We start from the raw sequence: 14,360 nt of genomic DNA, 5'->3' as shown, positions 1-14,360 counted from the left end.
GATCTTCCTCACGCCACTTCGTGCTCGCCGCCCGGGGCAACCTTCTGAAGTCCGCGATATGCGTCGCTGGCACTTTGGCGACCGCCGATGACGGCCTCGACCTCCGCGGCAATCGGCATGTCGACGCCGTATTCACGGGCCAGATCCATGACAGTGGGGGCGGTCTTGACGCCCTCGGCGACCTGACCGAGCTTGGCGACCGCCTCCTCGACGGTCAATCCCTGCGCCAGAGCTTCGCCGACGCGACGGTTCCGAGAAGTCGGAGCCATGCAGGTGGCAATCAGATCGCCGACGCCCGTGAGGCCGGCAAAGGTGCGCGGGTTGGCGCCCATCGCTTCACCGAGTCGGGTCATCTCGGCGAGACCACGTGCGAGCACCATCGCACGAGTGTTGTCACCGACTCCCAGACCGTCGGCCATGCCCGAGGCGATGGCAACGATGTTCTTGAGGATGCCGCCGAGTTCGCAGCCGAGCACGTCGGTGTTGCGGTAGACGCGGAAGACCGACGACGCGAACAGGGGTTGCAGCGCGGCGGCGACGCGATCGTCCTGGGTGGCCACGACCGATGCCGCGGCCATGCCGTCGACGATCTCCTTGGCGATGTTGGGGCCCGCGAGCAATCCGACGGGATGGCCGGGCAGGCACTCGGCGATCACTTCGGTGGGGCGCTGCCGGGTGCCGGGCTCGAGACCCTTGGACAGCGACAACACCGGGACCCACGCCCGAACCTCGTTGGCGATCTCGGCGAGGGTGGAGCGAACGGCGTGCGATGGCACCCCGCATACGAGTACGTCCGCTTCGCGGGCGGCTTCGACCAGATCCGAGGTTGCCTTGAGCCCCTTGGGAAGTTTGCGCTCACCAAGGTATTTGGAGTTGGTCCGTTGCGAATTGATCTCGTCGGCTGCTTCGGAATTGCGTGCCCACAACAGGGTCGGGGTGTTGCGGGCGGCGAGGCCGGCCACCGTGGTTCCCCACGATCCGGCACCGAGGACGACGACGCGTACCGGGCGGGCCATCAGAGTGCGCTGTTCTGGGTAGCGAGTGCTGTCATGGCGCCAAGCGTTCCACTTGCGGAGCAGTTGCGGGCCAATTCCGCCGAGTCTGTGGCTCGACTTACAGATGAGGCGGCGGTTCGGGGCTTTCGCGCATTGTTTCGACCGCTTCTGCGGATTCCGCGACGATCGAGCGCATGGCGGCTTCCGCGGCGTCGGCGTCCCCGGCCTGAATAGCAGATGCGACCACTCCGTGCAGGTGAATCGCTTCGGGGTCGGCCTCGTGGGGCATCAACGAGTGGCGGGTGCGGCCTTCGAGTATCTCGACGACGATCTGCGACATCGCCCGCAGCATCGGGTTGCCGGAAGCGGCGAGCAGTGTGCGGTGAAAGTCGGAATCATGGCCGAGATATGCGTCGGTATCGGCAGCGCGCGAGGTAGCTGACATGCCGATGACGGCTGCAGTGAGAGCGCCGCACTGCTCAGGTGTGGCGCGAGTTGCGGCCAGTCGCGCAGCCAGAGGTTCGATGCCGGAACGGAGTTCACTGAGGATCGAAAGTTGCTCGAACCGATCAGGACCGGCCAGTTGCCAGCGGATGACATTGGGGTCGAGCGAGTTCCAGTGTTCGGAGCCCAGGATGGTGATTCCGACGCGTCGACGAACCGAGGCGAGTCCGAGGGATTCGAGAACGCGGACAACTTCGCGGATGACGGTTCGCGACACGTCGTATCGCGTTGCCACCTCGTCGGCGGAGATCGTGGTTCCCGGAGCGAGCACACCACCGACTATGTCTTGGCCGAGCTGTTCCAGCATCGAGTCGTGTAACTGCTGAAACGGGACAGAAGGCATACGTAGATCGTCCCATGCGTATGGAGTAAGCCCGGTGGAAGCCGAATAAATACTACAAATTAGTGTCTGCTCTTGAAATTGTAGGTTAATTAAGGAACAGTGACCTCAATCACTCATCGGACTGGGAGTCCCTATGAACACCACAGCATTGCTGGCGGCCGAGGTCGTCCCCGCTGGTAGCGACGCACGATTGATCATCGCTGCAGTCGCCGGCGTCGCGGTCATCATCGCGTTGATCACCTGGCTGGACCTGCATCCCTTCCTCGCGCTGTCCATCGGCGCGGTGGGCGTCGGTCTGGCGGCCGGCCTCGGATCGGCCGAGTCGGTCGCGGCGTTCGCCACAGGCTTCGGGTCGACAATGGGAAGCGTTGGAATCCTGATCGGTTTCGGCGCGATGTTCGGCAAACTCCTCGCCGATTCCGGCGGTGCCGACCGAGTGGTCGACACGCTGGTCGGCCGTTCCAGCACCAAGGCGCTTCCGTGGACCATGGCTCTGGTCGGCGCAGTGATCGGTCTGCCGATGTTCTTCGAAATCGGTCTCGTCCTGTTGATGCCGGTCATCATCCTCGTCGCGCGGCGTTCCGGCTTGTCCCTGATGCGCATCGCGATCCCCACCCTCGCCGGCCTCTCGGCCATGCACGGTTTGGTTCCGCCGCACCCCGGGCCACTGGTTGCCGTCTCGGCTTTGAACGCAAACCTCGGCCTCACCCTCGCTCTCGGTGTCCTCGTCGCGATCCCCACGGTTGTTCTCGCCGGACCGGTCTTCAGTAAGTACGCCGCGCGGTGGGTCGACGTGAAGGTCCCGGATCTTTTTGTCACAGGCGAAGATCGAGGCGAGGAAGAGAAGAAGCAGCGGCCCTCGTTCGCGGCTACCCTCGCAGCGATCCTCCTGCCGGTTGTTCTCATGCTGGGCAAAGCATTTGCAGACGTGATCGCACCCGATTCCGAGGCACTCCCCAAGTCCGTCCTCGACTTCCTCGGAACACCCGTTGTGGCTTTGGGTCTCGCGGTTCTGGTCGGTATGGTGCTGCTGGGTCGCGGCGGCGGAATGGACCGCAAGGCCATCTCGAAGTCACTCGAGAGTTCCCTACCTCCCATCGCAGGCATCTTGTTGATCGTCGGCGCCGGTGGTGGTTTCAAGCAGGTCCTGATCGACACCGGTATCGCCGGAGTGATCGCCGACGCGATCAAGGGCAGCAGCCTCCCCGTGCTGTTCCTGGCCTGGCTGGTAGCGGTATTGATCCGCGTCGCAACAGGTTCGGCAACGGTGGCAACGGTGACGGCGTCGGGCATCCTCGCTCCGGTTGCGGCAGACCTCTCGTCCGCACATGTCTCGCTGATGGTCTTGGCGATCGGTGCGGGCTCGCTCTTCCTCTCGCACGTCAACGACGCCGGATTCTGGTTGGTGAAGGAGTATCTGGGCGTCAGCGTGGTACAGAACCTCAAGACCTGGACCGTGATGGAATGCATCATCTCGGTATCGGGCCTGGCCGGAGTGCTCGTGTTGAGCGCATTCATCTAGGTAGGCGAGCACATGAACACCGAAGCGGCACAGCAGAAGCAGTATCCCGTGCTCGTCCTGATGGGTGTCTCGGGTTCGGGAAAGTCGACGGTCGGCGGCATGCTCGCCGGAGCGATGGGTTGGGACCTTCAAGAAGGCGACGATCTCCACCCGCAGGCGAACATCGACAAGATGGCGACCGGGCATCCGTTGAACGACGAAGACCGCTGGCCCTGGCTCGACAAGATCGCCGTCTGGATCAAGAGCCATACCGACGCCGGTCAGCCGGGCATCGTCACGTGTTCGGCACTCAAGCGCAGCTACCGCGACGTGCTTCGCGGTGAGCACGTCGTGTTCGTGCACCTCGCCGGTTCGCGGGATCAGATCGGCCAGCGATTGACCGCTCGCCTCGATCACTACATGCCCGCCTCGCTGCTCGACTCCCAGATCTCGACACTCGAGGCCGTCGACCCGGACGAACAGGCCATCGTCGTCGACGTGGGCGGGAGTCCCGCCAAGATCGCGGAGGAGATCCTGCGACGCGTGGAGACATTCGAATACTGAGCAAGCCCGGCGTGTAAGCACCCGAGGTTCGGGTTACGGTGCTTGGGTGACTGCTGCTGAAGAAGGCCACGACGTCGATCAATTGCGTGTCGATGCCCAAGCGCGTCTGGAAGTCGCGGTGGGTGAGGGGCGTTTGACCCTCGAGGAGTACTCGGACAAGGCGGCAGTGGTGTGGTCGCCCACCGCAGATCGAGGGCAGCTCGAGCAGATCGTGCCGTTCAGTGCGGCACCACCTGCTGTGGTGTCGCCGCCGCAAGCAACGATCGTCGGTGTCTTCGGTGACACGAAGCGCTCCGGCCGTTGGTCTTTGGCGAAAAAGACACTCGCTCTGCTGTTGTTCGGGGACGTCAAGTTCGATCTGCGATCGGCAACCATCACAGCGTCCTCCTCGACGATCACCATCGTGTCGATCTTCGGGGACACGAGGCTGCGGGTTCCGGAGGGTGTTTCAGTCGAGTTGGGTGGCTTCGACCTTTTCGGAGATCGGGAATTCGACGGGGGTCGACAGGATCCCGGCCCAGGTGCACCGGTTATTCGTGTCGTCGCGTATTCGTTGTTCGGCGATCTCACCGTGCGTACCGGCTAGCTCGGACGCCGTGACCGACTTCGACTTCCACAGCGTCTGGACGCTTCCTGCCTCTGCTGACCGCGTCTACGAGGTTCTCGCGGATGCCGAACGGTATTCGCAGTGGTGGCCTCAGATACGCCGAGTCGGGACGATCGACGAGCATTCAGGCTCCATGTCCATCCGCAGCGCTGTCCCTCTGACGCTGCTGGTCTTCGGGCGACGCGAGGTGGAAGACTCAGTTGACCGCTTTCTGAAAGTGCGTCTCACCGGCGCAATGACAGGGTGGAGTAGCTGGGCGGTGCGCCCCGCTGGATCTGGTTGCACAGCCGAATTTCGGCAACAGGTAGCGGTGTCCGGAGCGCTTGGTCTGGCCGCGAAGGTCGCGAAGCCGCTGTTCGAGTGGAATCATGAAGCGATGATGCGTGGAGGGCACCGCGGACTGTGCGCATATCTCTCCCGGCCGTGATCGCGACCAGAACTTGCACACGCTCGAGCAATTGATCCATACCCGTCGTGTCATTTTGACGCAGCGTCAGTTATCGTTCACATCAGCAGCCGACAAGTATGTGTAACTCAAATGCACAAAACGGCTTGACCTGGGAGGACGCTATGCGGACGCGAAATTCGACGGTATGGCATTGGAACGTGAGTCCGCGAGCGCGGGTTATCTTCTGCCTGACCAGGACGTTCGTGAAGCCGATGTTCACCCTTTGGCCGACCACCGAACGTGGTATCCGCCAACTCGAGCGACTCGATGCGATGGCGGACAAACTGCCGAAGCCGAAGAACCTCGATATCGAGCCTTTCACGCTGGGGGGTGTGCCCAGCGAGAAGGTGCAGCATCCACGCAAAGCGCAGGGCGAGTTGGCCGGCGCCACGATCCTCTACTTCCACGGAGGGGGATTCGTCTTCTGCGGTCTGGCAACGCACCGGGCACTGTGCGGTTTGCTCTCTGCGAAGGCCGGAGTACCGGTGATCTCCGTGCGCTACCGCCAGCTGCCGGAAGGTTCCATCGGCACCTCCGTCAAGGACGCAATGGCCGCGTACACCGCGTTGCTCGAGACAGCCGAAGACCCGAACAAGATTGTGGTTGCCGGTGACTCGGCGGGCGGATACCTGGCCATGAAGGTCGCCGAAATTACCGCACTGCGCGGAATCACGCGGCCCGCTGCCGTGGTGGGATATTCCCCTCTTCTCAACGTGAACCTCGAGGACCATGATCCCGATTTCATGAAACGTGATGCCTACCTACCGATGTCACAGGTGGAAAAGCTCAAGGACCGGTGGCTCGAGGGGCCGGACGAGATTCCTGGTGCGCAGTCGCCGATCAACGCCGACGCCAGTCTGATTCCGCCGTCGTTCCTGGTGTCCGCCGAATACGAACTGATGCGTCCGGACGTCGAGATCATGACCGAAAACTTGATCAAGGCAGGACAAGCCGTCGAAACGCACATCTGGAGTGGGCAGATCCATGCTTTCCCGGTGATCGGGAAAGCTCTTCGGGAGGGGAAGGCGATCGTCGATCTCACGATCAAGTTCCTCGAGCGAACGATGGCCTCGCAGAACCAGATCAGCGCCTGACGCTTTTCAGCCGATCGATGTGAGTGTTGCGTAGTCGTCGTTGTCGAGAACGCCGTCGACGACTGCGCGAACTTCCGAGGCGTGCAACGTGATCGAACCGCCGTGATTGTCGAGGAAGGCTGTGTCTGCGGCATCTCGGCCGGTCGAGATGCGCACAAGATTGCTGCGCGGCGCCAATTGCGTTGCATCGACCACGCGCCAGACGTGGTCGATATTGGCTTCGACTACGGCGTGAAAATCCATCGGATCGCAGCCCGGCGCGTAGACGGCCACCAGTCGAGCGGGAATCCCCACGGCGCGCAGCAGTGAGATGGTCAGGTGCGAGTAGTCGCGGCACACTCCGGCGCCGGCGAGCAAGGTGTCGACCGCACTGTCGGTGCCGCGACTGGTGCCGGGAACATAACTCAAATGTGTACTCACCCAGCGAGTGACTTCGAGGAGGAGTTCGGCCGGGGGAGTGGCGAGATCGAATTGCCCGGCGACAAAACCGAAGAACTTGTCGGCCTCGGCATACCGGCTGGGGCGCAGATATTTCGACACGTCGTAGTCGCTGACCGACGCCGGTTCTGCGCGGCCGATGACGGTTGCGTCGTAGCTGACGATCAGTTTGCCTGGGGCACAGTCGAGTAGGTGAATCCGGGTACCGTGTTCGGCGGTGATCTCGCGGGGTTCGAGCGGATTGCCGTCATGGACGAACGACATCGTTTCCAGCAGTTCGACACCCGGCGCGCGCGTCACCGCGATCTTGAACTCCAGGTTGGTCGCCTCGTCGATCTCGATGTCGAGCAGGGCGGCGACTGTACGTTTCATCGGGCCATCTTTACACCGAATACGGACACCCACCACCTGGGAGGATTGTGACGTGCGATCAGGCTTCGGGGTAGTCGACGTCGACGCCGCTGCTGAGGTCGCTGCACTCCACCAACTCGACCCCGTGTTCGCGTAGGTAGGTGTTGGCGCCGCCGTCCCCGGTGAGTGACTTTGCAAGCGTCGGCCAGTGGTCGCGTCCGATCAGGACGGGATGGCCGGGACGGCCGTGAAAGACAGCTCTTCGCAGTATGTTTCGTGATGGGGAGCTGTGACCCACGATCCGCGTCACGGTGTCGGCGTTGAGGTCCGGGACGTCGACCAGAGAGATCGCTGCCGCATCTGCGTCGTCGATTCGCATGGCGGCCTCGAGTCCGCAGCGCAGTGACGCGCTCATTCCGTGTTGCCAATCCGATATCACCACAATGACATCGGTGGTGGGCAGTAGTTCGAGGGCGTCCTCTGCCTGCGCGCCGAGGACCACGATGACCGGTGAGAGGCCTGCGGACTGCAGTGTCGTCACCCCGTGGTGGAGCCAAGACTGACCCTCGGCGTTTGTGACGAGCGCTTTGGGCTTGCCCATGCGGGATCCGACCCCGGCCGCCAGCAGGATCCCGCACGTAGACATGACTATGCTCCGGTGACCCGCGGACGCAGCCACTCGATCAGATCGTTCAGAACTTCTTCCTGCTCAGGCTCGTTGAAGATCTCGTGGTACAGGCCGTCGTACACCTTCAAGGTCACATCCGAAGAGCCGGCCAGATCTGCGACGAGCTTGCTGCCGGCCGGGTCCGTCAAACGGTCGTCCGAGCCGTGTTGAAGCAGTACGGGAATGGTGAGCGAGGGCAGGCGCGCCGGGAAGCCTTCCGCGGCGGTGATCATGCCGCGCGCGATGCCGGCGGGAACCTTGCCGTGGTGAACCAGCGGGTCGGCGTTGTACTTGTCGACGACCTTCTGATCACGCGATACGGCAGCAGCTTCCAGGTTCTCGACGGGCACGTCCGGGAGGTATTTGCCGACGATCTTGCCCAGCTGCATCACGATCTTCGGAGTGCCGGTTGCGATGATCACCGCAGGTCCGGACAGGGCGAGGGCTTTGAGATCGGCCTGATGGTCGAGGGCGTAGGAAAGGGCGATCGCGCCGCCCATGCTGTGCCCGAGCAGGAACTTGTCCTTGCCGGGATGTGCCGCCGTCACGATCGAGAACAACGTGTGGACGTCGTCGGTGAAGTCGGAGAATTCCTTGAGGTGAACGCGCTTGCCGCCAGAGCGTCCGTGCCCGCGATGGTCGGGTGCGTACACGATGAGCCCGAGTTCCCCGAGCCGCGCAGCAACATGGTCGTAGCGCCTCGCGTGTTCGCCGAGTCCGTGGCACAGGACGAGAACCCCGGTGGGTTCGCGGTCCGGTGTCCACACGTCGTAGACGATCTTGGTGCCGGCCACTCCGGTGAACGACGACTCTTCGTGCTGCAATGTTGCGCCCTCTCTGCGACCGGTTCCGGTACGCGGATTCTCACATGCTATTCGCCGCGTGCGCAGGGCGCGGGTGTTCAGGGTGTGAGGTCGTCGAGGAAAATTCGACACTTGTTTGTTACGTCTGGTTACATTAACTTAGGGGCGTGACCGGACAAACCGTTGATCGTTCCGACCCTGTTCCCGCCACCCGCTCGCGCCGATTGTGGCGACCCGCGGTTCGGGCCTTGCTGGACGGCGCGCTACCGCTGATCGACAAGCGAATGGCGGAATCGGTACGCCCGTTCGATCGGCCCGACATGATGCGTCCGCACCTGGCTTCGCGGAAGTTCGCGTGGACGCACTACGGGATCTTCGTTCCCCGGCTGCCAGGGCCTCTCCGTTACCTCAACACCATGACGTTGATCGGTGCAACCGGGACGGTGGTGTTCGACAACGACTATCTCGCTGCACCAGACGCGCGAAACACCGCAACCGTGCTGAGTTCCACCGCAGCGCCGGGCCATCACTTCTACCGGGCGTACGACGCTGCCGATGAGTGTGCATTCGAAGAAGATGGTTCGCGAATCGCCTTCGGTGACAACCTGATCATCGAGAACAGCTATCCGAACTTCCGTGTCACCGGGCGATACGACTCATTCGACGTCGATCTCGAGATCGTGGCAACGGACCAAGCGTCGTGGTTCGTGCGTAATCCCGTCTACGACCACGTCAGTCTGCTGGCACAGTGCTCCGGAACAATTGCGAGTCCGGATGGACCGGTGAGTATTTCGGCTCCGTGCACCGTCGAGTACGCGCGGTGCATGACACCGCAATCGTTGACTCGCCGCGCGCTTCCCGAGTCGTGGAAGCTCCCGGCCGACTTTTTCACCTACCAGATCGTTCAACTGGACGACCGGCATCAGTTGTTGCTCACCGATGTTCGAGCGTCAGGGGTTACGGCGTGCAAGCTCGCCTACATTCGGACTGTCGACGGTAGTGCGAAGGTCTTCGACGACGTCGAGTTCGACGTGCTCGAGTACGCCGACGCATTGCACGTCGACCCACAGGGTCGCGAGATGCGTGTGCCGCGCGTACTGCGTTGGCAGGTACGCGATCACGGCAGGACGGTCGTGGAGTTCGAGGCCGAGATCGACTCGGAGTGGCGCTACGGTCACGGCAAGGGATACGTCGGCGCGTATACCTACCGGGGAAGCTTCGACGGTGCGTCGATCAACGGCACCGGTTACATCGAATGGGTGGACTGCGAAGTGTAAGGCCCCTAGGGTGTATCGGTGCCTTTCGTAGACCCCGCCGCGCTGACGATTCGTCCGCAGAAGATCCTTGTCGCGGGGACTTCCGGTGCCGGAAAGACGACTCTCGCCGGTCGAATCGGGCGGCTTCTCGAGATCGAACACACTGAGCTGGACTCGCTGTTCCACGGGCCCGGCTGGATTCCGCTCGACAGTTTCGAAACCGAAGTACGACGCTTTTCCAGCGAGCCGGCCTGGGTGACCGAGTGGCAGTACGGTGCGGTGCGTGAGCTTCTGGCCGAGCGTGCGGACCTGATGCTGTGGTTGGATCTGCCTCGGCGGACGGTGATGCGCCAGGTGATCACACGAACCGTGCGTCGGCGATTGCATCGAGAGGTGTTGTGGAATCGCAACATGGAGCCGCCACTGCACACCATTCTGTTCGATCCGGATCACGTGGTGCGCTGGGCCTGGCGAAGCGACGGACGCAACGTCGGGCGTATGGCCACGGTCCTTGTCGATGTGCCGTCGTTGCCGATAGTTCGGCTGCGCAGTCGAGAAGAGATCGAGGCTGTGCTCGAAGTCCTCGGCCGTCTGCCCTCAGATCGTCTGAGCTAGGCGAAATCCCAAGTCGTCGATAGCAAGTGTCGGGTGGCTTCGCCTCCTTACGGTAGCGCCGCAACCGCGCTCACTTTCGGCCCAACTGCCGCCGCGGAAGATCCGGTACGTGCCGTAAACCTCGGGGTCGTAGAGATCCCAGCACCATTCCCAGACATTGCCGATCATGTCGTACAGGCCCCAGTTGTTGGGTGTCTTGGTTCCGACGGGATGCGCTCTACCCTCTGAATTGTCGCTGTACCAGGCAATCTCGTCGATCTCGCCGTAGCGGTAGCCGGAGGTGCCGGCCTTGCATGCGTACTGCCACTCAGCCTCGGTGGCGAGCCGGTAGCCAGTTGCGCCCCGGTCCCACTGCGGAGAATCGGTGTCGACGTCTCGATATGCGGGTGTCAGACCGTCCGCGACCGAAAGTGTGTTGCAGGTTGCGATGGCGTCCTTCCATGAAAGGTCGACCGCTGGTTTGCTCGAATCGTCCGAGGAATCTCCGTGAAGCAGCGCCCTGGTGGTGAGATGGCGTGCGAGGCGGAAGGATTCGACTTTCGAGGTCCACGCAGTACCTTTGCGGTCGTCCCGAAGGTGCACCTCGCCGGCAGGGATCTCGATCATCAACTCCGCTGCTCCGGTCATTCGTTCATCATCGCAGAGGTTGTCGCTCACCCGGGGAGACGCTCGAACGCTGCTTGTGGATCAAGGCCGGTGCGCATGCGCCATGCGGTCAGCGCAAGCCCGAGGCAGACCACCTGTGCCGGATCGTCGAGGGAAACACCCATCAGCTTCTCGATACGCGTGAGCCGTGCATAAAGCGACTGACGCCGAATGCCGAGGAAATCCGCGGTTCTCGCCTTGCCGCCCCGATGTGCGAGGTACGCGTCGAGCGTTCGGACGAGATCGGCGGAATGTGCTGTGTCGTATGCGATCAGCGAACCGAGTTGCTCGGTTACGAACACGGACAGCGAAGCGGGTGTCGTTCCGGCGGCGAGCAGTCGTTGGACGCCGACGTCCCTCGCGAGGATCACTCCGGTCCGGGAGCCGAAGCGCCGCGCGATCTGGACGACTTCACGAGCTTGCGCGACCGCAGCCCCGACGCCCGACAGATCCGCGACCGGCGTCGCCACTCCGAGCGTGCGTACCGCGGAACCGCCCGGCCCGCGGCGTAGCAGCTCGTCGGCTTCGGTGAACGCAGTCCGCACTCGAGCGGGGGATGCGGACGCCCACCCGTGCGCGAGCACGATGACGTGATTGGCCGCAGTCCCGACGACACAGGAGCCGAGCACGGCCCGCACGGCGTCGCGTACTTGGTCAGCGAGCTCTCGAACCGGGGTTTGCCGATCGATGTCGACAGCGGCGACGAGGACGTGGTGCCCCTCCGACAACGGCGTCCACCCGGCCGCTGTCAGTCGCTCGGACAAGTCGCCGTGCGATGTGAGCACACCGCCCACCACGTCGGTGATCACCGATTGGGCGAGTGACTGTCTTGGGCCGAGATCGCCGTGACGGCCGAGTTCCAGAGCTACCGCGACGGCGGCGCAGTTTGCGACGGCGGTTCGGCGTGTGGTTGCCGGCCCGCACAGGACAAGTCGACCGAGTGAGTTCGTCGGGCCGCGTACGTCGTGGATAGTGCGTTCGGTCTCGGATCGCTCTGCGCCGGTTGTGCTGCGCTCGACGGTTCTGCCATCCGCGTCGAGCAGATCGACGCCGCACCCCGCGAGTCGTGACACCTTGTCGAGCAGCGCGGTCATGCCCTGGCCTGCAACCACGAGACTCAGAAGTTCTTGCCAGACAGGCTCGCCCGCTTGCGCCGAACCGAGAGTGCGGCGGAGCATGAGGTCGTGAAAGTCTTCGACCATCCGCTCGAAGGGCACTACTGCGTGCAGGGCCAAGAACGCGAGTCCCCGTCGGCGCGAAGCTTCGACGAGTTCGGGAGGGGCCGTGAGGAACGAGCGCCCGACTTCCATCGCGAGTGCGACGCATCCCGCGTCCGCCAATTGGTCGATGTAGGCGGTGAGCTGCTCGGGAGATCGCCCGTGCAGACCGAGGCCCGTGGTCAGAAGGACCTCACCTCCGGACAGCAGCCCACCCATCTCGTACACCTCGGACGAATGGACCCAGCGGACCACCGCGGTATCGATGTCGCCCGCGAGCACCTCGATTGCGGCGGCCTTGAACGAGGGCATCGCAAGAACTTGTCGCAGAGTCGGGAGCATTTCTATATCGTCCGCCGAGGGGGCACTTCGTCATAGAGCTAGTTCTGCCGAACTGACAGGTTGTCCCTTGTCGGGCTGTTACCACCGTGGTCGGATTGTGACACGAGCCACAATCGACGATTTTGGTCAGACTCCAGGAGCGCACATGAATCATCCGGCACACACCGATGAGTATTTTCTCGGACTTGCGATCGAACAGGCGAAGATCGGTTGGGAGGAGGGCGGCGTGCCGATCGGCGCGGCGCTGATTCACCGGGGCGAGGTTCTCGCAGTCGGACGTAACCGTCGGGTCCAGATGAACAGCGCCATCCGTCATGGAGAGACCGACTGCATCGAGCGCGCCGGACGACTGCCGGCCTCGGTGTATCGCGAGTGTGTCCTCTACACGACTTTGTCGCCGTGCTTCATGTGCGCCGGAACGGCGCGCCTGTACGAGATCCCTCGAATCGTGGTCGGCGAAAATCGTTCCTTCGAGGCATCGGAGGAATGGTTGCGCAGCAGCGGAATTCAGGTCGACGTCGTCGACGACGCGGAGTGTGTGGCACTGATGGACCGCATGCTGGCCGAGCGCCCGAGCCTGTGGCTCGAAGACATCGGCGAAGTTGTATGAGCAGCGCCGTCGAACCTGCCACGGTCGCAGGCGATTCGGAGAGCGCAGGCCCCCCGGTCGATCCTGACTATCCCGTTACTCCGGTTCCGCTTCATGCACGAAAGCCGTTCTTCTCGCTCGCGGTGGTGTTGTTGGGGTTCACCATCTTCACACCGACGATGTTGGCCGGAGCAGCGCTCGGTACCGCGTTCTCGTTCTGGAAACTGATGGTGGTGATCGCCGCCGGATCCGCCATCTTGGGGGTTTACGTCGCCATGATGGGGTTCGTCGGAGCTCGAACCGGACTGACAACAGTTGTGATGGCGCGCTACAGTTTCGGCACTCGCGGGTCCAAGCTCGCTTCGATCCTGCTGGGCGGTACTCAGATCGGCTGGTACGGAGTCATCATCGGCACGATCGGCGATCTCACCGCCCAGGCGCTGGGCTGGGATTCCTACCTCGCCAGGGCGTCGGTGATGATCGCGGCGAGCATCTTGATGTGCGTCACCGCCTGCTACGGCTACCGCGGAATGTACTGGGTTTCGCTCGTCTCGACGCCCTTGATCCTGGCGTTGGCCTGCTGGGTCGTGTTCCGGTCCCTCGAAGAGGTCGGTGGATTCTCCGGCCTGGTCTCGGTTCAACCGCAGACGACCATGACGATCGCGCTCGCAATCACCACTGTCGTCGGCACGTTTGTATCGGCGGGAACGCAAGCGCCCAACTGGACCAGATTTGCTCGCTCCGGATCACAAGCGGTGTGGGCCTGCGTTATCGGGTTCCTCCTCGGAAACGGATTGATGATCCTGTTCGGCGCCATCGGAGCCATCACGTTCCACGAGGGTGACTTCGTGTTGATCCTCTACAACCTCGGGCTTGTCGGCTGGGGCCTGGTCTTGCTGTTCGGAAACCTCTGGAAGAGCAACGCAGACACCGCATACGCCTTCGGAGTGGCCGGTGCCGAACTGTTCAGAAAGCCTCGCAAGACCCCGTTCGTCATCGGTGGATGTGTGATCGGCACGGCGCTCGCTCTGACCGGTGTGCACAACCATCTGGTCGACTACCTGAGTCTGCTCGGAACTTTCATCCCGCCATTGGGCGGCGTGATCATCGCTGACTTCCTGTGCCGGTGGCGGCGAGGCATACCCGAGGGGTACACCCCGCAGCCGGTCCACTGGCGAAACCTGGCCGTCTATGCCGTCGCAGCGTTCCTCGCTTGGCTTTCCGGTGAGTTCGAGGTGGGAATCCCGCCGCTGATCGGCATCGTCGTAGCAATTGCTCTGACGATGTTCCTGCACCGGGTGTTTGGCAACAGCTCGGCAGATCGGGAGGTCTCGACCTCCACCGTCTGAATCGTGCTTCAGGCACCAGCGAGCCCCCGGCG

General features: G+C 62.9%; 16 protein-coding genes. 9 read left to right on the top strand and 7 right to left on the bottom strand.

Annotated elements, in window-relative coordinates; all coding sequences use genetic code 11:
- Positions 1–8: 8 nt before the first annotated feature.
- Positions 9–1,016: an NAD(P)H-dependent glycerol-3-phosphate dehydrogenase gene (locus ATN38_RS08765; protein ID WP_003940093.1), complete on the bottom strand. Its 1,008-nt coding sequence runs from the start codon at positions 1,014–1,016 to the stop codon at positions 9–11.
- A gap of 97 nt (positions 1,017–1,113) precedes the next feature.
- Positions 1,114–1,842 carry a FadR/GntR family transcriptional regulator gene (locus ATN38_RS08760; protein ID WP_047272025.1) on the bottom strand — a complete coding sequence of 243 codons (729 nt, stop codon included), beginning with the start codon at positions 1,840–1,842 and terminating at the stop codon, positions 1,114–1,116.
- A gap of 133 nt (positions 1,843–1,975) precedes the next feature.
- Here ATN38_RS08760 and ATN38_RS08755 point away from each other — a divergent pair, with 133 nt between their 5' ends.
- The 5 genes from ATN38_RS08755 (at position 1,976) to ATN38_RS08735 (ending at position 6,056) form a co-directional block, all read left to right on the top strand.
- A complete protein-coding gene (locus ATN38_RS08755) occupies positions 1,976–3,364 on the top strand; it encodes a GntP family permease (protein WP_003939838.1) in 1,389 nt (462 codons plus the stop codon).
- 12 nt (positions 3,365–3,376) lie between these two features.
- Positions 3,377–3,907 (top strand): gluconokinase, encoded by a 531-nt coding sequence (locus ATN38_RS08750; RefSeq protein WP_030536532.1) that lies wholly within the window; start codon positions 3,377–3,379, stop codon positions 3,905–3,907.
- A gap of 46 nt (positions 3,908–3,953) precedes the next feature.
- Complete coding sequence (locus ATN38_RS08745) at positions 3,954–4,493, top strand: LiaF domain-containing protein (protein ID WP_030536533.1); 540 nt, start codon at positions 3,954–3,956, stop codon at positions 4,491–4,493.
- Between the two features lie 10 nt (positions 4,494–4,503).
- Positions 4,504–4,941: an SRPBCC family protein gene (locus ATN38_RS08740; protein WP_007729979.1), complete on the top strand. Its 438-nt coding sequence runs from the start codon at positions 4,504–4,506 to the stop codon at positions 4,939–4,941.
- 143 nt (positions 4,942–5,084) lie between these two features.
- A complete protein-coding gene (locus ATN38_RS08735; protein ID WP_058037947.1) occupies positions 5,085–6,056 on the top strand; it encodes an alpha/beta hydrolase in 972 nt (323 codons plus the stop codon).
- A gap of 6 nt (positions 6,057–6,062) precedes the next feature.
- Here the strand turns inward: ATN38_RS08735 and ATN38_RS08730 are convergent, their stop codons facing one another.
- Genes ATN38_RS08730 through ATN38_RS08720 form a run of 3 tightly spaced genes read right to left on the bottom strand, consistent with a single transcriptional unit; the run spans position 6,063 to position 8,336 of the window.
- Positions 6,063–6,866: a transglutaminase family protein gene (locus ATN38_RS08730; RefSeq protein WP_030536536.1), complete on the bottom strand. Its 804-nt coding sequence runs from the start codon at positions 6,864–6,866 to the stop codon at positions 6,063–6,065.
- Positions 6,867–6,924: 58 nt separating this feature from the next.
- Entirely contained in the window at positions 6,925–7,491 is a 567-nt protein-coding gene (locus tag ATN38_RS08725; RefSeq protein WP_058037946.1) for an NTP transferase domain-containing protein, read from the bottom strand.
- Positions 7,492–7,493: 2 nt separating this feature from the next.
- Positions 7,494–8,336, bottom strand: a complete 843-nt coding sequence (locus ATN38_RS08720) for an alpha/beta hydrolase (RefSeq protein ID WP_019745522.1) — start codon at positions 8,334–8,336, stop codon at positions 7,494–7,496.
- 146 nt (positions 8,337–8,482) lie between these two features.
- Here ATN38_RS08720 and ATN38_RS08715 point away from each other — a divergent pair, with 146 nt between their 5' ends.
- Together ATN38_RS08715 and ATN38_RS08710 are read left to right on the top strand one after the other, a co-directional pair.
- Positions 8,483–9,592, top strand: coding sequence for a DUF6670 family protein (locus ATN38_RS08715; RefSeq protein ID WP_042447024.1), 1,110 nt, complete (start codon positions 8,483–8,485; stop codon positions 9,590–9,592).
- A gap of 18 nt (positions 9,593–9,610) precedes the next feature.
- Positions 9,611–10,186 carry an AAA family ATPase gene (locus ATN38_RS08710; protein WP_050654565.1) on the top strand — a complete coding sequence of 192 codons (576 nt, stop codon included), beginning with the start codon at positions 9,611–9,613 and terminating at the stop codon, positions 10,184–10,186.
- Here the strand turns inward: ATN38_RS08710 and ATN38_RS08705 are convergent.
- Positions 10,169–10,813 carry an SUMF1/EgtB/PvdO family nonheme iron enzyme gene (locus ATN38_RS08705; RefSeq protein ID WP_172827041.1) on the bottom strand — a complete coding sequence of 215 codons (645 nt, stop codon included), beginning with the start codon at positions 10,811–10,813 and terminating at the stop codon, positions 10,169–10,171. The genes ATN38_RS08710 and ATN38_RS08705 overlap by 18 nt on opposite strands.
- A 26-nt stretch (positions 10,814–10,839) precedes the next feature.
- Positions 10,840–12,360 carry a PucR family transcriptional regulator gene (locus ATN38_RS08700; protein WP_228401375.1) on the bottom strand — a complete coding sequence of 507 codons (1,521 nt, stop codon included), beginning with the start codon at positions 12,358–12,360 and terminating at the stop codon, positions 10,840–10,842.
- Positions 12,361–12,535: 175 nt separating this feature from the next.
- Here ATN38_RS08700 and ATN38_RS08695 point away from each other — a divergent pair, with 175 nt between their 5' ends.
- Complete coding sequence (locus ATN38_RS08695; protein WP_003940577.1) at positions 12,536–13,000, top strand: nucleoside deaminase; 465 nt, start codon at positions 12,536–12,538, stop codon at positions 12,998–13,000.
- Positions 12,997–14,328: a cytosine permease gene (gene codB / locus ATN38_RS08690; protein ID WP_058037944.1), complete on the top strand. Its 1,332-nt coding sequence runs from the start codon at positions 12,997–12,999 to the stop codon at positions 14,326–14,328. Before ATN38_RS08695 ends, codB begins: the two co-directional genes overlap by 4 nt.
- Positions 14,329–14,360 lie beyond the last annotated feature (32 nt).

This window comes from Rhodococcus sp. FH8, from assembly GCF_019266085.1.
In the GTDB taxonomy this organism is placed as follows: domain Bacteria; phylum Actinomycetota; class Actinomycetes; order Mycobacteriales; family Mycobacteriaceae; genus Rhodococcus_F; species Rhodococcus_F qingshengii.
The sequence above is the reverse complement of the archived record's forward strand: the minus strand, read 5'-3'. Positions and strand labels throughout refer to the sequence as shown.